The following is a 19,951-nucleotide window of genomic DNA, read 5'->3' as shown; positions in this document are numbered from 1 at the left end:
GGAGGGATTATTTATGGCTAAAGAAAAGATTACGATGCCTCAACTTGGAGAAAGTGTCACAGAGGGTACCATCAGTTCATGGCTTGTAAAAATAGGCGATCAAGTCAATAAATATGACCCCATTGCAGAAGTGATGACTGATAAAGTGAATGCGGAAGTACCATCCTCATACACAGGTAAAATCGTTAGCTTAGAAGCAGACGAGGGAGAAACACTGGAAGTTGGTGCTTTGATGTGCTATATCGAAACCGAAGCAGCCAAGACATCCAAGGCAACTGAAAAAGAATCATCAACAGAAGAAGTTAAGCAGGAAACAACATCATCCGAGGCGGCAGATCAATCGATGAAAAAACGTTATTCTCCAGCTGTATTACGAATGGCTCAGGAAAATGACATTAATTTAGAGCAAGTAAATGGAACAGGTCGAGGAGGACGAATTACTCGAAAGGATCTTGAAAAATTACTTGCAGAAGGCAATATTCCAAAATCTGATAGCAGTAAGCCTGCTCAGCCAAGCGATGCAGAAGTTACCGAAATTCGTGCCACAGAACCTAAATCGGCTCCAGTACCACAGCCAGCTGTCGGGGATATTGAAATACCAGTTGCGGGCGTTAGAAAAGTAATTGCTCAAAATATGGTTCGTTCCAAGACTGAAATTCCACACGCATGGATGACAGTTGAAGTAGATGTAACGGATTTGGTAAATTACCGAAATAACATTAAAGACAGTTTTCGGAAAAATGAAGGCTTTGGTCTAACCTTCTTTGCATTTTTTGTAAAGGCCGTTGCACAAGCAATTAAAGAATATCCTCAATTAAACAGCATGTGGGCAGGGGACAAAATTATTCAAAAGAAAGATATTAATTTGTCTATCGCAGTAGCAAATGATCAAGAATTATTTGTGCCGGTGATTCAACATGCAGATGAAAAAAGTATTAAAGGAATTGCCAAGGACATATATGAGCTTGCCATGAAAGCACGCTCGGGAAAGCTCACATCAGCAGATATGCAAGGCGGAACTTTCACAGTTAACAATACTGGTTCATTTGGATCGATTCATTCCATGGGTGTGATTAACTATCCACAAGCTGCCATTTTGCAGGTGGAGGCCATTGTAAAACGACCAATGATTATCAATGGAATGTTTGCCGCCAGAGATATGGTCAATCTTTCTTTGTCCTTAGACCATCGGATCCTGGATGGACTTGTTTGCGGTAATTTCCTTGCTCGAGTCAAGGAAATTTTAGAAAATATGAATGAACAGACGACGAATGTTTATTAACCATAGGACAAGAATCCAATCTTTTAAAATTGAATTTAATGGCTAAAATTGTTAAGCTAAAACATAGTATTAATCATTAATAACTATAAGTAAGGGATGGGATTGCATGGATTTCAATCTGTTCATGAATGATGTGGTAGATGCTGCACGTCAAGATATACGGGAGGCTGGCTATGAAGAATTAACGAGCCCCGAAGATGTAGATCAAGCGTTAGAGCGAAAGGGTACAACACTAGTGATGATAAATTCCGTTTGTGGATGCGCAGGCGGTGTCGCTAGACCAGCAGCAGCTAACTCTATTCATTATGATAAAAGACCAGATCATTTGGTAACCGTATTTGCTGGTCAGGATCGAGAGGCAACTGAAAAAGCTCGTACCTATTTTGAAGGCTATCCACCTTCTTCACCTTCATTTGCTTTTCTAAAGGATGGAAAAATCGTAACCATGCTAGAAAGACATGATATAGAAGGCTTTTCAGCAATGGACGTAATCGGCAAACTACAGCAGATCTTTGATGAGCACTGCGAAGAAATATAATATAGATTGCTGTTCTGGGGCTGTCTCTTCTTTGTGGGTCAGCCCCAGTTTTAATCAAGCGGAAGATTTTTAATCATTTCATACATATTTTTTAAAATTAAAAAACCGACATGCATCGCATCTCGGTTTATCAGAACCATTTAATTATAGAAAAAGGGCGACTCCTGTTGTAAGTGAGGACAATACCATTGCAATAATCATTACGTAAATAGCAATTTTCATTCTGCGCTCGCGTTTTGATTTTCTCTTGGAAACAGCCATTTTCATTCATGCCTCCTTCAATCCATCGTACTATGTATAGTTTATCGCGAAAAATTAATTTGGACAAGTACTAAAAAACAAAAGACAATAAAGTAAAACAAATGTGGGATAAAACTGTTTATTAATAATATATTGGGGGGGAAACTTAATGGATAAAAATAAACGTCCTGTAGAAGCTTGGAAACAAAACACGGATCAAACCATCAAACGTTTTCCAGAACGTAAGGATACCTTTACAACTTTATCTGATATGGAAGTAGATCGCTTGTATTATCCGGATAATGATTTGCTTTATGAAGAAAAAATCGGTTTTCCAGGTGAATACCCTTATACTCGAGGTATTCAACCGACCATGTACAGAGGTCGTTTTTGGACGATGCGTCAATATGCTGGATTTGGTTCCGCAACAGAAACGAATAAACGATTTCGTTATCTGTTAAACCAGGGGCAGACTGGTTTATCTGTTGCATTTGATTTACCAACTCAGATTGGCTATGACTCTGATGATATGATGGCTGAGGGAGAAGTAGGTAAGGTCGGTGTAGCCATCGATACTTTGGAAGATATGGAAAAATTACTAGAGGAGATTCCATTAGATAAAGTCAGTACGTCAATGACAATCAATGCTCCTGCATCTGTTTTATTATGCATGTACTTGGCTGTTGGAGAAAAACAAGGAGTACCATTAGATAAATTAACAGGCACCATTCAAAACGATATTCTGAAGGAATACATTGCCAGAGGAACATATATCTATCCACCTAAGCCTTCTATGCGGCTGATTACGAATATATTTGAGTTCTGCCAGCAAAATGTACCAAAATTCAATACCATTAGTATTTCCGGCTATCACATACGTGAAGCTGGTTCAAATGCCGTTCAAGAGGCAGCTTTTACGCTTGCAAATGGAATCGCTTACGTAGACGCTGCGATTGCGTCTGGCCTTGATATTGATAGCTTTGCTCCAAGGCTAGCTTTCTTCTTTAATGCTCATAATAATTTTTTTGAAGAAATAGCTAAATTTCGAGCAGCCCGGAGAATATGGGCTAAGATAATGAAGGAAAAATATCATGCACAAAACCCGAAAAGCTGGAAAATGCGTTTCCATACCCAAACAGGAGGATCAACCTTAACTGCACATCAACCGGATAACAATATCGTTCGCGTTACAATGCAAGCGCTTGCTGCGGTATTAGGAGGTACCCAGAGCTTGCATACCAATTCTCGTGATGAAGCACTGTCATTACCTACTGAGGATTCGGCAAGGATTGCATTACGCACGCAGCAGATTATTGCACATGAAAGTGGGGTAGCAGATACAATTGACCCATTGGGCGGATCCTATTATGTGGAAGAATTAACGGATAAAATGGAGGAAAAGATTCAAGAATATTTGGATCAAATTGATGAAATTGGTGGCGCAGTCCAAGCTGTAGAAGAAGGATATATGCAAAGGGAAATCCAGCATAACGCCTATGAAACACAAAAGAAAATTGAACGTAATGAAGAGATTATTGTTGGTTTAAATAAGTTTACAATTGAAGAAGAGGTAAATCCCGATTTATTGAAAGTTGATGAAGCATTAGAAAAAGGGCAGATTGAAGCATTGCAAAGCTTACGCAGCAAAAGAAATCAACAAGTTATTCAAAACGTTCTTCAAAAGCTACGAAAAGCTGCAAGGAATGAACATGATAATTTAATACCATATATATTAGAAGCTGTAAAAGCATATGCTACCATTGGTGAAATATGCAATGTGTTGCGAGATGAGTTTGGAGAATATACCGGACTGTAACAAGGGGGATAAATCATGGAACAAAAAATTCGAGTCTTGATAGCTAAACCAGGACTGGACGGACATGATAGGGGCGCATTGGTAATTGCCCAAGCACTGAGAGACCATGGGATGGAAGTGATTTATACTGGATTAAGGCAATCACCTTTGCAAATTGTGCAAGCGGCTATACAAGAAGATGTGGATGTTATCGGCCTATCTTCTTTATCTGGCGCACATCGGACCTTGTTTCCAAAGGTTGTTGAAGAGCTGGAAAAGAGAAATGCAGGCGATATTCCCGTAGTTGGCGGTGGTGTCATTCCAAGTGAAGACATACCATTTCTTCTTGAGAAAGGCGTTCGCAAAATATTTACTAGTGGTTCTTCAACTGTTGCGCTTGCCCAATATATTCAGCGGTTGGTTCATCCGAAAGAAAGCACGATAATTAAACCACCAGAAAAAATCGCACATATTGGTATCGCCGTTCACTCCATTGAGCATGCCCTTGGATTTTATACAGATGTCCTCGGTCTTCCGCTTGAAGGCGTAGAGGAAGTAAAATCTGAAGGCGTGAAGGTCGCTTTTATTCGCATTGGCGAGACAAGAATTGAATTGCTTGAGTCAATAGAAGATACATCCGCAATTCATCAATTTTTATCAAAAAAAGGGGAAGGAATTCACCATATCGCTCTGGAAGCAGGCGATTTAGAAAGCCGGCTAAAAGCCTATAGAGATCAAGGAGTCCCATTAATTAATGAAACACCAAAATCGGGTGCAAACAATAGTAGCATCGCTTTTATACATCCAAAAGCAGCAAATGGTGTTTTGTTCGAGCTTTGCCAACATACGGAAGGAACGGAATGATAATGGATATCTTTGATAAAATTAATGAATTATACGATAAACGCCGACTGGCTGAACTGGGCGGCGGGGATGAACGAATTGCGAAGCAACATGCAAAAGGCAAAATGACAGCCAGAGAGCGGATAGATTATCTGTTAGATGATGGTAGCTTTGTAGAATTAAATACGTTTATTGAACATCGGACGACTGACTTTGGTATGGACCAATCCATTGCAAGAGGGGAAGGTGTTGTAACCGGCTACGGAAAAATCGAAGGCAAACCCGTTTATCTATTTGCACAGGATTTTACAGTCTATGGCGGAGCCCTGGGAGAGATGCACGGTAATAAAATTGCTGCTGTCATGGATTTAGCTGCTAAAAATGGTGTTCCTTTTATTGGTTTAAACGATTCTGGTGGTGCTAGAATTCAAGAAGGCGTATCTTCATTAGATGGCTATGGCCATGTCTTTTATCGTAATTCAATATATTCAGGTGTAATTCCTCAAATATCGGTTATTATGGGCCCCAGTGCAGGGGGAGCAGTATATTCCCCTGCTATTACAGACTTTGTCATTATGGTTGATAAAACGTCTCAAATGTTTATCACTGGCCCTAAGGTCATCGAAACAGTTACCGGTGAAAAAATTACTGCTGAAGAACTTGGTGGCGCACATATTCACAATTCTAAAAGTGGTAATGCGCATATTAAAGCGGAGTCTGAAGAAGCAGCATTAGACGCGGTGAAAGCATTGCTAAGCTATCTACCAGCAAATCATGGAGAAAAAGCAGCAATGAAACATCATGAAGAAACAGACAATTTGCGCCCTGATCTAGTAGATGTTGTACCATTCGATTCAACCAGACCTTATGATGTGAAAAATGTTATCCATCAAGTCGTCGACAAAGATAGTTTTTTTGAAATTCATGAGAACTTCGCAAAGAATATTGTTATAGGTTTTGCTCGAATAAATGGAGAAACCACTGGCCTAATATGTAATCAACCGAAATATTTAGCTGGTGGTCTTGATATTGATTCTAGTGATAAAGCAGCACGGTTTATCCGATTTTGTGATTCCTTTAATATTCCATTGATAACATTTGAAGATGTGACAGGTTTTTTCCCTGGCATAAAACAGGAACATGGTGGTATTATACGTCATGGGGCTAAAATATTATACGCCTACTCTGAAGCAACAGTTCCTAAGATTACGATAATCACCCGGAAAGCATATGGTGGTGCATATGTCGCCTTAAACAGTAAATCTATTGGTGCTGATCTTGTTTATGCTTGGCCAAATGCTGAGATTGCAGTTATGGGACCAGAAGGAGCAGCAAATATTATTTTTGCCAAGGAAATTGCTGAAAGTGAAAATCCTGAGCAAACCAGACAAGAAAAAATTAATATGTATCGAGAAAAATTCGCTAATCCTTATATTGCTGCAGGATTAGGAATGGTAGACGATGTTATTGATCCTAGGCATACAAGGATAAAACTCATCCAAGCTTTGGAAATGCTTCGTAATAAACAGGAAAATCGCCCAGCAAAAAAGCATGGTAATATTCCACTATAATATTCTTTATTACCCATTCCGAAAAAGTACATCAAAGGAGATAAGAACATGATAGAAGCAAACAAAAAAAGATTGGTTGACTTATTTTTTGAACTTGTACAAGTAGATTCAGAAACAGGAAATGAAGGTAATATAGCAAGCATATTAAAAGAAAAATTTTCATCTCTAGGCTTGGAAGTAGTCGAGGATGATGCAAAAGAAAAAACTGGACACGGAGCTGGAAATCTTATTTGTACTTTAAAAGGAAATAGTCCTGAAGCAGATACGATTTATTTTACTTCTCATATGGATACTGTTGTTCCAGGAAACGAGGTCAAACCACAAATTAAAGGTGATTATATTGTATCTGATGGTACAACTATTCTAGGAGCAGATGACAAAGCAGGACTCGCTGCTATATTTGAAGCTATTCAACTGCTCAAGGAACATGAGGTTGCACATGGAGATATTCAATTCGTTATTACAGTAGGCGAAGAGTCCGGTCTTGTTGGCGCAAAGGCATTAGATTCATCCCTACTGAAAGCTAACTACGGCTATGCACTTGACAGCAACGGAGAGGTTGGAGATATCATCGTTGCTGCACCCTCACAGGCAAAATTATTTACAACCATTAAAGGCAAAACAGCTCATGCTGGTGTTGCTCCTGAAAAGGGTGTTTCAGCAATTACTGTTGCAGCAAAAGCTATTTCCAAAATGCCTTTAGGCCGTATTGATGAAGAAACAACAGCAAATATTGGCAGATTTGAAGGTGGACAACAAACGAACATTGTTTGTGATCATGTCGCTATCCTTGCAGAAGCTCGTTCTTTAAATCCGGATAAATTAGATGTACAAGTAGCCAAAATGAAAGAGGCCTTTGAAACCACTGCACAATCTTTAGGAGCTGAAGCAGACGTACAAATAGAGCTCATGTACCCTGGATTTCATCAGCAAGCAGGTGACACGGTGGTAGAGATTGCCAGGGCAGCTGCAAAGTCAATTGGTAGAGAAAGCAAATTACTGAAAAGCGGTGGAGGCAGTGATGCCAATATCATTGCGGGATTTGGTATACCAACCGTCAATTTAGCGGTAGGTTATGAAGAAATTCATACGACAAATGAAAAAATGCCAGTTGCTGAGCTTGTAAAAATTACAGAGTTAACTGTTGCCATTATAAAAGAAGCCGCACGAAAACAATAATAAATAACCCAAAAAAACATGAACCCTGACCTTTATTGTCAGGGTTTTCCTATGAATCGTGAACCATGATATAATAAGAATATGTACAGTTTTAAGAGGAGCTTGAAAAGATGCAAAATAAACTAACTCCTTCAAAAAGAAGAATCATCTTTCATATAGACATGAATTGCTTCTACGCCTCTGTTGAAATGGCTTATAATCCTTCTTTGAAAGGAAAACCACTTGCCATCGCTGGAAATCCTGAGGAACGCAAAGGAATCATCGTTACAAGTAGCTATGAAGCACGTGCCAAGGGTGTCAAAACAACTATGACTGTATGGCAAGCTAGAAAGCTATGTCCTGAGCTCATTATTATGCGTCCCAATTTTAATCGCTATCGCGCAGCATCTCGGGAAATATTTAAAATGCTTGCCGAAATAACACCTTTTATTCAACCAGTATCCATCGATGAAGGTTATATGGACGTAACCGATGTTATCCAAGATGCTACTGCAATTCAAATTGCACAAAAGCTGCAACAGGACATATTGAATCAATTGGATTTACCGTGCAGTATTGGCATAGCACCCAATAAATTTCTGGCAAAAATGGCATCCGATATGCAAAAGCCGCTTGGATTAACCATCTTGAGAAAGCGAGACATCCAACGTAAGCTATGGCCACTACAAGTTGAAGAAATGTATGGAGTAGGGGAAAAAACAGCTCAAAAGCTCCATACCATACAGGTGGAAACCATAGGCGATTTAGCTAATAAGGATGTTTATACTTTAAAGCAATTATTAGGCATAAATGGGGAAAGGCTGCAAAATCGTGCCAATGGAATTGACCTTAGACCAGTGGACCCTGAGGCAATTCATGAATTTAAAAGTATCGGCAGCTCACAAACGCTTCCACGAGACACAACGGACGAAATAGAAATTCGTCAATTAATGCATCTGCTTACAGAAAATGTAGAAAGAAGAATGAAAAGAAAAAAAGCAGCTGGTAAAAGCGTTCAGCTCATGATTCGCTATCACGACCGCCAAACAATCACTCGAAGTAAAAAGCTTCAGACATATATTGACACGAAAGAAGAAATCCTTTTGATTGCCAATGATTTATGGCAAACACATTGGAATGGAGAACCGATTCGATTACTCGGAATAACGGTTCAGGAGGTAGAGGAAAAAGCTCTTATTGGTAAACAATTAGATATATTTACTTATGAAAACGAAGCAAAAAAAGAGGGGCTATATTCCACTATCCAATCTTTATCCGAAAAATATGGGAAAAATCCATTCCAATCATTTCAACAGGAACAAGATACAGATCAGCCACACACTAGTTTCCAAAAGGACTTTTTAGATGATTATAAAAAATAAAAATCCGAACAATCACGCTCATCATAGATTGTTCGGATTTTTATAGATATTTTTAGGATAATAATCGTTTGGCAATGCTATAGGTTAGCTTTCCACCAGGGTAACGTAATGGTATATCAAACAAATTATTTTGTTTTAAGATTGATTTTGAATGAGAAAAAGTTTCAAAGCCGTATTTGCCATGATATGCGCCTATTCCACTATTTCCAACCCCCCCAAAGGGGAGATGCGGGTTAGCTAAATGATAGAGTGTATCATTCACACAGCCACCGCCAAAAGAAGTATGTTTGATTATTTTTTGTTGTTGCTTTTTCTTCCTGCCAAAATAATATAGCGCAAGTGGCTTTTCCCGGCTTTGTAAGTCGGCAATTACATGGTCTAACTGATGGAACGTCATGATTGGTAATATGGGACCAAATATCTCTTCTTTCATAACCGGGGCATTCCAATCTACTTGATCAAGTAATGTAGGTTCAATCATCAGCTTTTCCGCGTCAACTGCACCACCGTAAAGTATTTGTCCATCGGAGAGGAAACCCTTTAACCGTTGAAAATGTCGATCATGAACAATCCGAATATAAGATTTGTTCTTTAAGGGGTGCTTTCCATAGAATTGTTTCACTTGCTTTTTCATGGCTCTTACAAGTTGTTTTTTTACCTTTTCATGGACAAGTAAATAATCTGGTGCTACACAGGTTTGACCCGCATTTGTGAATTTTCCCCAAACGATTCGTTTTGCAGCAAGCTTGATATTGGCATGTCGATCAACAATGACTGGGCTTTTTCCACCTAACTCTAATGTCACTGGTGTAAGATGTTCGCTTGCCTTTTTCATAATTAATTTTCCAACTGTACTACTTCCTGTAAAAAAGATATAGTCAAAAGGAACACGAAGTAATTCTTCTGTTTCTTCTATTGCCCCCTGAACAACGGTCATAAATTTAGGCTCAAATGTATTGGCAATCATTTCTTTCAATAGTTTAGAAGTCTCAACAGCATACTCAGAAGGTTTTATCACAACTGTATTCCCGGCAGCAATCGCTCCAACTACCGGAGCAAGCGCTAACTGAATCGGATAATTCCATGGTGCGATAATCATGATATTACCATAAGGTTCCTTATGAATATAACTTTTAGAACCAATATGGGTAGTTGGTTGATTGGTACGTTGAATATTCATCCATTGCTTTAAATGTTTGATTGCAAAGTCTATTTCTACATGCAAAAACCCAAGTTCAGTTGTCCACGCTTCGTGTTTTGACTTGTTTAAATCTAATTTTAACGCCTGAAATAACTCGGATTCATATTTTTTCAGCATTATTTTAAGCTGTTTCAGCTTTTCCATACGAAATTCATAGGATAAAGTAGCACCCGTGTGAAAATATTTACGTTGATCACTTAAAATTTTTGCTGCGTTCACCATTTTCATCACTCCTGCAAAGTTTTAGATTGTATTTGAAAATGATAAAAATCATGTGCTAGCCATGTATTTGGAAATATATGACGAGCTTCTGCAAGTAAACGAGCATTATCTTCCTCTTGGTAACGTGAGGAAATATGAGTCAGTATAAGTTGTTTCACACCTGCATGTTTAGCAAGCTCAGCTGCTTGGGCTGTCGTTGTGTGAAAGTAGGCTTTAGCAAGCTGCTGCTTATCCTGTTCAAAAGTTGCCTCATGAACCAAAACATCAGAGTCCTTCACAAAATCCATCTGTTTATCCGGATTACGCGTATCTCCCATAATAGATATAATTCTTCCTGGTTTATCAGGCCCAATAAAATCTTTTCGTTCAATATAACGACCATCAGGTAATTCTGTCGTTTCTTGTGATTTGATTTGCTGGTATATTGGTCCAGGGGAAATACCTATTGTTTTTAATTTGTCTACTTGTAATTCTCCAAGTTTTGCTTTCTCCATGATACGAAATCCAAAGCTTTGTACCCCATGATCAAGTATTTTGCAATCTACTGCAAAAGCGGGTTCATCCAGAACATTCCCCTCGGTAATTTCCTGTATGGTTAGGGGGTAAGTCAAATGTGTTTCACTTAATGCTAAAGCTGTTTCAACATATGCTTTAATGCCTTTAGGTCCATAAATAGTGAGTCTATCTGATCCTCCCTGAAAGGATCGGCTGCTTAGAAAACCTGGAAGCCCAAAAACATGGTCTCCATGCATATGGGTAATAAAGATACGACTGATTTTCCCTGGCTTAATCGATGTTCGTAATATTTGGTGTTGGGTTGCTTCTCCGCAATCAAACATCCAAATTTCATTGATTTCCTGTAATAGGGACAGTGCAATGGAAGTTACGTTCCGAGCCTTGGAGGGGAGTCCAGCACCAGTTCCTAAAAATAAAAGTTCCATCAAAATTCTCCTTCATTCTGCTTCATAATCTCCATCCACGTTCATAGGAAGAAGGCGCTTGTAGAGAATAACCTAAATCATCTGCAGCTGCCTTTGCCCAATATGGATTCCGTAATAATGCACGCCCAATAAAAATTAAATCAGCCTGTCCTTGCTGCAGGATATCTTCTGCTTGTTTTCCATTGGTAAGCAGTCCAACAGCACCGGTCATGATTTGTGCATGAGACTTTATTTGATCACTATATCTCACTTGATACCCGGGGTAGACATCAATTCGTGCTGGTACAACACCGCCAGTACTACAGTCAATCAAATCTATTCCTTGATTTTTCATTTGATTTACAAAGTAAATAAAATCATCTATTGTATTGCCACCGTCAGCATATTCATCTGCAGAAATACGAACAAATAAAGGACCATGCCATACTGCTTTTACAGCAGCAATGATTTCGCGAAGAAAACGATAACGATTTTCTCGATTACCACCGTATTCATCTGTACGTTGATTCGTAAGTGGTGACAAAAATTCATTAATTAAATAACCATGCGCACCATGTAGTTCTATCATATCAAAATTAGCTTCCTTCGCGCGTCTGGCTGCAGCGGTAAAGGCAGCAATCGTATGTTGAATGTCTGCACTCGTCATCTCTGTTGGCTTAATGGATTGCTCATTGAACGGGATTGCTGATGGTGCAAATATAGGTGGTTCAATCCCAGCCTTACGTCCAGCATGCGCTAATTGGATTCCGGTTTTTGAACCGTATGTATGCATTTGTTCATTCAATTGTTTCAAATCTGAAATATGTGCATCACTCCAAATGCCTAAGTCTTGGTCAGATATTCTTCCTTCGGGTAAGACAGCTGTTGCTTCTAGCATGATAAGACCGACTTGCCCAACAGCACGAGAAATATAATGCGTATAATGAAATGGAGTCAAATGTCCATCTTTATTAGTGGATTGATACATACACATTGGAGACATCACAATACGATTCTTTAATTTAATTTGTTTTAATTGTATGGGTGAAAATAGCTTACTCATCCTTATTCCTCCTAGATATGTTAATGAGATAGATGCTGCCGTAGTTTAATGGCTTTAGCAGGCACATCTGTAAAAATGCCATGACATTGTCTTCGAAAACAAAGGGAAAGCTTTTTAGCTGTATTGACTGTGTATACCCGTACTTTTAGTTGATCACGCTGACAATTCGTTATCAATTTCCTGTTTAATAGTCGATATTTGATATGTAAAGCATCTGCACCAAGCTCAAGCGCATACGATGACAAATCATTCCTTCGCTTAGATGTCAGCCATGCAATTTCAACTTGCGGGTGGTTTTGTCTTAATCTTTTGACACTCCCTTGATTGAATGTTGAAATAGTTGTATAACCAGTTAATTGATAAGCTTCTAACATGTCAACTACGATCGCTTCCAGATGAGGATAATCTATTTTATTATTCTTTAATTCAATATTTAGCTGTAGATGCTTTGGCTTTGCCCATATGAGAAACTCTTCTAATGTCAAAAGGGTAGTACCTGCATATTTCGCGGAAAACCATGAGCCGGCATCCAGCTGTTTTAATTCAGATATCGTATAATCTTTAATCAAACCTTTGCCATTTGTTGTTCGACGTAATTGCTCATCATGGATAATAACTGGAATGCAATCCTTGGTAAGCTGTACGTCTGTTTCTATTCCCTCTGCACCAGCTTGATAGGCTAGTTCAAAGGCGGGCATTGTATTTTCTGGTGCGTGCTTACTTGCACCACGATGTGCGATAATAGCAGTTTGCAATATATTTCACCTCTTGTTTTGATTGTGTTTTATTTTACATGGAAAGTCAATTTATAAAGTCTGACTGGGAATTTATATTCACTTCTAACAGAATTCCCAATTTCCATGGTAACATTTGAATATAAAGGAAATTTATCAAGGAGGAATCCTATGAATTGGCAGACGAAAGAAGCAAGAAAGCAATTACTCTGTGATTTAGTAGAACATCCAAGTATTACTGGCAGTAATGCAGAAATTGCGATTGCTGAATATGTACATCACTTACTTGGGCAAAAAAAATATTTTCAAAAAAGACCTAATCATCTTCTATTACATCCATTGGATGACGGTAGACGTTTATTAACAGCTTTGGTCAAAAGCAAACAACCAACAAAGAAAACAGTTATTTTATTAAGTCATTTTGATGTTGTTGAGGTAGAAGACTTCGGCTCATTAGAAAACCTCGCCTTTCATCCTCGAGCATTAACCTTGGAAATGAATAAGTTATACAATGAATTACCAATAGCAGTTCAGGAAGATTTAAACGGTAAAGGGGAATGGTTATTTGGACGTGGATCCATGGATATGAAAGCGGGATTAGTGCTTCATCTTTCTATGCTTGAAAGGGCAATGGAAGGCAACTTTGATGGTAATGTATTATTATTGACTGTACCAGATGAGGAAGTAAATTCTTTGGGAATGTTAACAGCACTTCCTGCATTGGAACGTATGCAGGATGATTTAGATTTAGAATATGTAGCTTGTATGAATGGAGAACCAATGTTTAGTAAATATCCTGGCGATGACCATTATTATGCCTATACCGGATCGATAGGAAAGGTATTGCCAGGATTTTATTGCTATGGTAAAGAAACACATGTTGGGGATCCATTCGCTGGCTTAAATCCAAATTTAATGACAAGTTTTTTAGCTAGGGAATTGGAATTAAATGAAAGTTTTATTGAAAAAATAGATGAGGAAGTTACACCGCCACCTGTCAGTTTGATGCAACGTGATTTAAAAGAAGCTTATTCAGTACAAACGCCGCAAGCATCTGTCGCAATGTATAATGTACTTTTTTTGAAACAGTCCATAGATGATATCAATAACAAGTTGTTGGCAGGAGCAAAGCGGGCATGTGAAAAGTTAGATGCGTTCATGCAAGATAAAGTAAAGCATTTTGCGGAAGCATCAGCACAATTTCATACAACCTATGATCCGATTCGAATAATGACTTATCAAGAATTATTGGAAGAAGCAAAACTGCGATATGGAGCGGAAGAAATAGAACGCCGGCAAAACCTATTAACGGCACAAAGAACAACTGGAGATCGTGATTTTTCAACGTTACTCGTTCAAGACTTGGCAAAAATGTGTAAAGAACTAGCACCGATGATTATCTTATTTTATAGTCCACCATTTTATCCAGCTGTATCTTCTCATTCAGACCCATATATTCAGACGGTGATGAGAGAGGTTAAAGCAGAGATAGAAAACCAGAATCCACTTAAGTGGACGGTTTCCGAATTTTTTACGGGGCTTTCTGATCTAAGCTTCATCGGTCCATTAACCTCTGGTGACAATCTATCACAGCTTACACAAAACATGCCAATTCAAAATAAAGGATTTACATTTCCAGATGAACTAATTCAAAAGCTATCCATGCCAATTATAAATATTGGACCATTAGGAAGGGACCCACACCAATGGACAGAACGTGTAGAATTACATTATAGCTTTGAAATACTACCAGACATCATCGAAAAAGCGATCCACTTACTTTTAAGTAAGTCCCCGACAAGTGACAAGCATGCATAAAAGCGGTAAAATAAAACTAGATTGAATGATCATTCATTTTTGGGGGCTTAAATGTGACAGCATTACAAGAAACCATTTATCCAATTACAATTCCAACACCTTTTGCAGTCGGCAGTGTGCAAGCCTATTTGCTAAAAGGGGATTATCTTTCACTTGTAGACGCAGGTGTACAAACAGCAGAAGCGTGGCAAGCCGTAAATGAACAGCTAAAGCGAATAGGCTACAAAGAATCAGATATTGAACAAATTATTTTGACTCATCACCACCCAGATCATACTGGATTGGTGGAACGTTTTTCAGGAGTGAAACATATTGTCGCGCATAAGCATGTGGATAAATGGCTGCAAAAAGAAGAAGCATTTATACAAAATTATGAGCGGTTTTTTCTTGATTTTTATAAACAAAATGGTGTACCCGAAGTGTTTTTGCAGCAGCTAACCTCGCTCCGCAGTCTGTTACAATATGGTGGTGAAGGACGGGTTACCAACTATATTTCGGAAGGGGATAGTTTGCCAGGACATACAGATTGGCAAGTTATCGAAACGAAAGGTCATGCACAGACCCACGTATCTTTTTTTGATCCATCCATGCAAATTCTCATTGCCGGGGATCATCTGCTTGAGCATGTTTCTTCTAATCCATTGTTGGAACCTGCATACGAAGGACAAAAACAAAGAGCAAAACCATTGCTACAATATCGGAAAAACATGGAAAAGTTATTGCCGTACACTATTAACTGGGTGTTACCAGGACACGGCCAGCCGTTTCAAGGTATTCACAAGCTCATTAACACTCGATTGCATCAGCAGGAGGAACGGGCGCAAAAAGTTCTTGGCATGTTACAGGAAGCTCCTAAAACAGCTTTTCAAATATGTGAATTACTTTTTCCTGTCCATGTGCAAACACAGTTACACCTAACAATGTCTGAAACAATTGGTCAATTGGATTTCCTGGAGGAGATTGGAAAAGTGGCTTGGCAAAAAGATAATGGGGTATATCATTATTATGCGACATGACGTAAACAAACAAAAAATTATTATTACGGGTGCATCAGCAGGTATTGGACAAAAGCTTGCATGGCACACAGCAATAAGTGGGGGAATTCCCATTTTGTTGGCACGCTCTACTGACAAGCTGGAACGAATACAACAAGATATAATCAACGAAATTCATACAAACTGCTTCATTTATTCCGTCGATATCACAGATGAAAAAGCACTTGCAAATACCATGGAGCATATTATTGCTGATCACGGGCAAATACATGCAATCATAAACAATGCCGGCATGGGAATTTTTGAATATGTACAAGATATGAACTGGCAATCCATGGAGCGAATGTTCCAATTGAATGTGTTGGCTACGATGCGTCTATCCCAAATCATGCTAAACCATTTTTCTACCGTTCGGTCCGGACACATTATTAATATTGCTTCACAGGCAGCAAAGATTGCAACTCCAAAGTCATCCGTTTATGCAGCGTCTAAAAGTGCTGTAATTGGTTTTACCAATGCTTTACGAATGGAAGCTGCATCGGAAGGGATTTATGTAACTTCAGTGAATCTTGGGCCTGTACGGACAAACTTTTTTCAAACTGCCGATCCAACTGGTAACTATGTTAAAAGTGTGCAAGCTTATATGTTGGATCCTGATCATGTTGCAAAAAAGGTAATCAGCTATTTATTTACTAATAAACGAGAAATTAACATGCCATGGTGGATGGAATTTGGAAGTAAGCTGTATCAATTATCACCAAGGATCATGGAATGCCTGTTTCGCAAGCAATTTTCAAAAAAATAAGAGCGTGCGTTTTATCTAAAATGGTTCATTGATGCATAAGTGTTCAATTGAAAATCGAAGCAATATAGAGCGTATGATGTCAAGCATAAATAAATAATGAACATTGTTACATGAATAAAAGAGTTGTAGGAAATAAAGAATTTTAAATAACGGGGAGGTATCATGATGAAACTTCATTTGACAAAACAGGCAAGCGACAAATTGTCAAAAATAAATAAAGAGCATTATTCTTACCTGCTGATTTGGTATGATACAGAAGATTGTGGTTGTGGAGTAAATGGATTACCAATCCCTACGCTCGTCCATGATAAAAAACCAACGGAAATCGAATTGGAAAGTGAATCTTTTCCCGCTTTGGTTGATCGCCAGCAGTCGATTTTCTTCACCAAAGAAATGACACTGGACTTTGCTAACGAAACATTTAGACTCTCCAGCCCAGAGGGGATTTTAAATCCATTCATATCACCTACGCGTTTGATAGAGGGGAGAGAGGATCGATCCTGATCCTCTCTTTTCTCATTTAACGATGAGCTTCATAACGAATTGGCCTGCTAATCTGTTGAATTTTTGCGTATAATTCATTAGTTATTTGTTCTATATTGGCTGCAGAAATATTCTCCATTACTTGTAATTCGGAACTTGCCCCAAATACAGCTGAAGCGATAGAAGGATGCTTCAATACATATCGCAATGCTAACTCATTCATCGTCATCTTCTCAGGACAAAGCTGTTGCAACGAATGAACCATTTCTTTCAATTGATCTAATTCATAAGCCAAATATCCATCTGCAGCTTTCCTTTCTAGCTGTTGTTCTGCCTTACTGGACAACAGCCCTTTTGCAAGTGGACCTCTTGCTAAAACACTAATTTGATTATCATGTAATAAATCCAATATTTCCTCTTCCGGACGGCGATCCAATATACTATATTGCATCATAACAGCATCAATTGAAGCATGCTCAACATATCGTTTAATTACATTTGGTCTAATAGAAGAAATACCGTATGCGCGAATGAGACCTTCCTGCTTCAATGATTCAAATGCCTCTATTGTCTCTTCATATGCGTCATCCATTGTACCTCCGTGCAATAAATATAGATCAATATAATCGGTTCCAAGTCGGCGCAGGCTGTCTTTTAATCCTGCAATAATATGTGTTTTTGAAGGATCCCAAAACCAATCCTTCTTAGCTTTTTCAAAATGATTGCCAACCTTGGAAGTAATGATGAGTGAATTTCTTTTTTGTTTCACTACCTGGCCAAGAAGCTTCTCATTCTCTCCAAAATCATAAAGATCAGCTGTATCTAAATGGTTGATACCAGCATCCAATGCAGCATCAATTATACGATTTGCTTGCTTTTCATCCGTTCCAAGTGACATACATCCTAAAGTAAGTTCAGAAATAAATAGATCTGATTTACCTATTTGATTTTTCTTCATGCTGATCATCCTTTCCTATCGATTCTATTTATTATTGTAGGGAGTCATCCATTCATTTACAAGCTATACTCGTCCACGGATGTGATATGATGGAAAAGAGACTTAGAAAGAAGGTGAACGAATTGCATCCATTCGAAGAAAAAACCATTCAATCGAAGGGAATATTTAAAGGGAAAATCATTGATGTTCAAGTAGATGATGTCGTGTTACCGGATGGGAATACTGCTAAACGTGAATTGGTTAAACATCCGGGAGCAGTAGGAGTCATTGCAATTACCGAAAATCAAAAAATTGTATTGGTAGAACAGTATCGTAAGCCACTTGAAAAAGCACTAATTGAAATACCTGCGGGAAAATTAGAACCAGGAGAAGCACCTGAAATAACTGCGATTCGTGAACTGGAGGAAGAAACAGGATATACAACAGACAAACTGACATATATCGGTTCCTTTTATACGTCACCAGGTTTCGCAGATGAAATTGTATATTTATACATTACCAACCAATTAAAATTGCTGGAGGAAAAAGTTCCTGGCGATGATGATGAATTTATAGAAATCAGGGAATTCACATTAGAAGAAGCAGTTCAGCTTGTACAAGAACAGCGTATTCATGATGCAAAATCTAATTATGCTGTACTCTATTTACAGCTCCATCAACATGTCTGGCTGCAAAATGAATCTGGAGATGAATAGACCATGCTACAATCCTATTTTGCTGATATGCATATCCATATTGGTCGTGATATGTATGATAAGCCAGTTAAAATCACAGGGGCAAAAAGCCTTACGTTAACCAATATATTGAAAGAATCGAGTCGCCGTAAAGGTATTCATATGATTGGTGTTATCGACAGTCACGCACCACATGTTCAACAAGAACTACAAATATTGATTCAAGAAAACAAAGCCATTGAATTGGAAGAAGGTGGTGTTCAATTCGAGAATGTCACGCTAATTCTTGGTTCCGAAATAGAAATATTTGATGAAAACTGTCAAGGACCAATCCATGTGCTATGTTTTTTCCCAAAGCTTGAAAATATTCAAGCGTTTTCTGCATGGTTAACCGAAAGAATGAAGAATATTTCATTAAGCTCGCAACGTTATTATGGTACAGCCAGGGCATTACAGTATAAAGTAAAGGAATTGGAAGGTATCTTCATACCTGCACATGTATTCACGCCATTTAAAAGCTTATATGGAAAAGGAGTTAACCGTTCCTTAACAGAAGTATTTGATCCAGATTTAATTGACGGAATCGAGCTTGGCTTAAGTGCTGATACGTCTATGGCCGATCAAATACGAGAGCTCCACGAATATACGTTCATCACCAATTCGGATGCACATTCATTAGCAAAAATCGCTAGAGAATATCAAGAGATTATGATGGAACATCCATCTTTTAAAGAATTTTATTGGGCGTTGCATCAAGTAGAAGGAAGGAAAATCATTCGTAACTTTGGTATGAATCCTTTGCTTGGGAAATATCATTCGACGGTATGCGCAAATTGTATGAATCAAGTAGCAACACAGACTGCATTATGCCCATCCTGCGGTTCAAAACAGATTGTAAAAGGTGTAGCAGATCGAATACAAGAACTGGCAGATGCCGAAAACAATCCGTCTGAACGCCCAGCATATCTTTATCAAGTGCCACTGGAGTATATTCCTAAGCTAGGACCAAAAACATTCAATAAACTATTGAACGCCTTTCAAACAGAAATGAATATTATTCATCATGTTCCATACGAACAACTTTTAGAGGTAATTCCTGCATCAATGGCAGATGCTATATGTCAGATGCGAGAGGGACAGATGGATATCATAGCAGGTGGAGGAGGTAGATATGGGAAATTATCTACCAAAAAATAATCTGCTAAAGCATAAATTAAATCGGTTCCCCTGTTGCTTTTTTTAAAAAGATAGAGATATTGGTATGTTTGT

General features: G+C 38.4%; 19 protein-coding genes. 13 read left to right on the top strand and 6 right to left on the bottom strand.

From position 1 onward, the window contains the following. Nucleotides 1-13 precede the first annotated feature (13 nt). Nucleotides 14-1,282 carry a dihydrolipoamide acetyltransferase family protein gene (locus DX933_RS11245; protein WP_123316529.1) on the top strand — a complete coding sequence of 423 codons (1,269 nt, stop codon included), beginning with the start codon at nt 14-16 and terminating at the stop codon, nt 1,280-1,282. A 106-nt stretch (nt 1,283-1,388) separates the two neighbouring features. After that, nucleotides 1,389-1,820, top strand: a complete 432-nt coding sequence (locus DX933_RS11240; RefSeq protein ID WP_123316528.1) for a BrxA/BrxB family bacilliredoxin — start codon at nt 1,389-1,391, stop codon at nt 1,818-1,820. A 144-nt stretch (nt 1,821-1,964) separates the two neighbouring features. Here the strand turns inward: DX933_RS11240 and prli42 are convergent, their stop codons facing one another. After that, nucleotides 1,965-2,087, bottom strand: a complete 123-nt coding sequence (prli42, locus tag DX933_RS18280) for a stressosome-associated protein Prli42 (RefSeq protein ID WP_223805947.1) — start codon at nt 2,085-2,087, stop codon at nt 1,965-1,967. Between the two features lie 142 nt (nt 2,088-2,229). Here prli42 and DX933_RS11235 point away from each other — a divergent pair, with 142 nt between their 5' ends. From DX933_RS11235 to DX933_RS11215, 5 genes are all read left to right on the top strand, one after another. Next, the gene (locus DX933_RS11235) at nt 2,230-3,876 is read left to right on the top strand and encodes an acyl-CoA mutase large subunit family protein (protein ID WP_123316527.1); all 1,647 of its coding nucleotides are present in this window, start codon (nt 2,230-2,232) and stop codon (nt 3,874-3,876) included. 15 nt (nt 3,877-3,891) lie between these two features. Beyond that, on the top strand, nt 3,892-4,719 hold the full coding sequence (gene mce, locus DX933_RS11230) for a methylmalonyl-CoA epimerase (protein ID WP_123316526.1): 828 nt from the start codon (nt 3,892-3,894) through the stop codon (nt 4,717-4,719). Nucleotides 4,720-4,721: 2 nt separating this feature from the next. Next, on the top strand, nt 4,722-6,269 hold the full coding sequence (locus DX933_RS11225) for an acyl-CoA carboxylase subunit beta (RefSeq protein WP_123316736.1): 1,548 nt from the start codon (nt 4,722-4,724) through the stop codon (nt 6,267-6,269). 48 nt (nt 6,270-6,317) lie between these two features. Next, nucleotides 6,318-7,448, top strand: coding sequence for a M20/M25/M40 family metallo-hydrolase (locus DX933_RS11220; protein WP_123316525.1), 1,131 nt, complete (start codon nt 6,318-6,320; stop codon nt 7,446-7,448). A 110-nt stretch (nt 7,449-7,558) separates the two neighbouring features. After that, nucleotides 7,559-8,809 (top strand): DNA polymerase IV, encoded by a 1,251-nt coding sequence (locus DX933_RS11215; RefSeq protein WP_123316524.1) that lies wholly within the window; start codon nt 7,559-7,561, stop codon nt 8,807-8,809. 52 nt (nt 8,810-8,861) lie between these two features. Here the strand turns inward: DX933_RS11215 and DX933_RS11210 are convergent, their stop codons facing one another. Genes DX933_RS11210 through DX933_RS11195 form a run of 4 tightly spaced genes read right to left on the bottom strand, consistent with a single transcriptional unit; the run spans nt 8,862 to nt 12,970 of the window. Then, entirely contained in the window at nt 8,862-10,232 is a 1,371-nt protein-coding gene (locus tag DX933_RS11210) for an aldehyde dehydrogenase (protein WP_397316408.1), read from the bottom strand. A gap of 5 nt (nt 10,233-10,237) precedes the next feature. Continuing rightward, nucleotides 10,238-11,173: a ribonuclease Z gene (gene rnz / locus DX933_RS11205; RefSeq protein WP_123316522.1), complete on the bottom strand. Its 936-nt coding sequence runs from the start codon at nt 11,171-11,173 to the stop codon at nt 10,238-10,240. A 22-nt stretch (nt 11,174-11,195) separates the two neighbouring features. Next, nucleotides 11,196-12,215, bottom strand: coding sequence for an NADPH dehydrogenase NamA (namA, locus tag DX933_RS11200; protein ID WP_190279501.1), 1,020 nt, complete (start codon nt 12,213-12,215; stop codon nt 11,196-11,198). A gap of 20 nt (nt 12,216-12,235) precedes the next feature. After that, the gene (locus DX933_RS11195; RefSeq protein ID WP_123316520.1) at nt 12,236-12,970 is read right to left on the bottom strand and encodes a glycerophosphodiester phosphodiesterase; all 735 of its coding nucleotides are present in this window, start codon (nt 12,968-12,970) and stop codon (nt 12,236-12,238) included. 150 nt (nt 12,971-13,120) lie between these two features. On the opposite strand from DX933_RS11195, the gene DX933_RS11190 reads away from it, so the two are divergent. From DX933_RS11190 to DX933_RS11175, 4 genes are all read left to right on the top strand, one after another. Further along, nucleotides 13,121-14,767 (top strand): M20/M25/M40 family metallo-hydrolase, encoded by a 1,647-nt coding sequence (locus DX933_RS11190; RefSeq protein ID WP_123316519.1) that lies wholly within the window; start codon nt 13,121-13,123, stop codon nt 14,765-14,767. Nucleotides 14,768-14,820: 53 nt separating this feature from the next. Beyond that, complete coding sequence (locus DX933_RS11185; protein WP_123316518.1) at nt 14,821-15,783, top strand: MBL fold metallo-hydrolase; 963 nt, start codon at nt 14,821-14,823, stop codon at nt 15,781-15,783. Continuing rightward, the gene (locus DX933_RS11180; RefSeq protein ID WP_123316735.1) at nt 15,773-16,567 is read left to right on the top strand and encodes an SDR family NAD(P)-dependent oxidoreductase; all 795 of its coding nucleotides are present in this window, start codon (nt 15,773-15,775) and stop codon (nt 16,565-16,567) included. Before DX933_RS11185 ends, DX933_RS11180 begins: the two co-directional genes overlap by 11 nt. 165 nt (nt 16,568-16,732) lie before the next feature. Next, nucleotides 16,733-17,071, top strand: a complete 339-nt coding sequence (locus tag DX933_RS11175; RefSeq protein ID WP_123316517.1) for an iron-sulfur cluster biosynthesis family protein — start codon at nt 16,733-16,735, stop codon at nt 17,069-17,071. A gap of 16 nt (nt 17,072-17,087) precedes the next feature. Here the strand turns inward: DX933_RS11175 and DX933_RS11170 are convergent, their stop codons facing one another. Then, complete coding sequence (locus DX933_RS11170; RefSeq protein ID WP_123316516.1) at nt 17,088-18,008, bottom strand: aldo/keto reductase; 921 nt, start codon at nt 18,006-18,008, stop codon at nt 17,088-17,090. 122 nt (nt 18,009-18,130) lie between these two features. On the opposite strand from DX933_RS11170, the gene DX933_RS11165 reads away from it, so the two are divergent. Both DX933_RS11165 and DX933_RS11160 read left to right on the top strand, forming a co-directional pair. Next, nucleotides 18,131-18,703, top strand: a complete 573-nt coding sequence (locus tag DX933_RS11165; RefSeq protein ID WP_123316734.1) for an NUDIX hydrolase — start codon at nt 18,131-18,133, stop codon at nt 18,701-18,703. A gap of 3 nt (nt 18,704-18,706) precedes the next feature. Then, nucleotides 18,707-19,879: an endonuclease Q family protein gene (locus DX933_RS11160; protein ID WP_123316515.1), complete on the top strand. Its 1,173-nt coding sequence runs from the start codon at nt 18,707-18,709 to the stop codon at nt 19,877-19,879. Nucleotides 19,880-19,951: the final 72 nt, after the last annotated feature.

Origin of the sequence: Ornithinibacillus gellani (genome assembly GCF_003730295.1) — a bacterium.
Classification (GTDB): Bacteria; Bacillota; Bacilli; order Bacillales; family Amphibacillaceae; genus Ornithinibacillus_A; species Ornithinibacillus_A gellani.
This window is presented reverse-complemented; position numbering and strand designations above follow the sequence as displayed.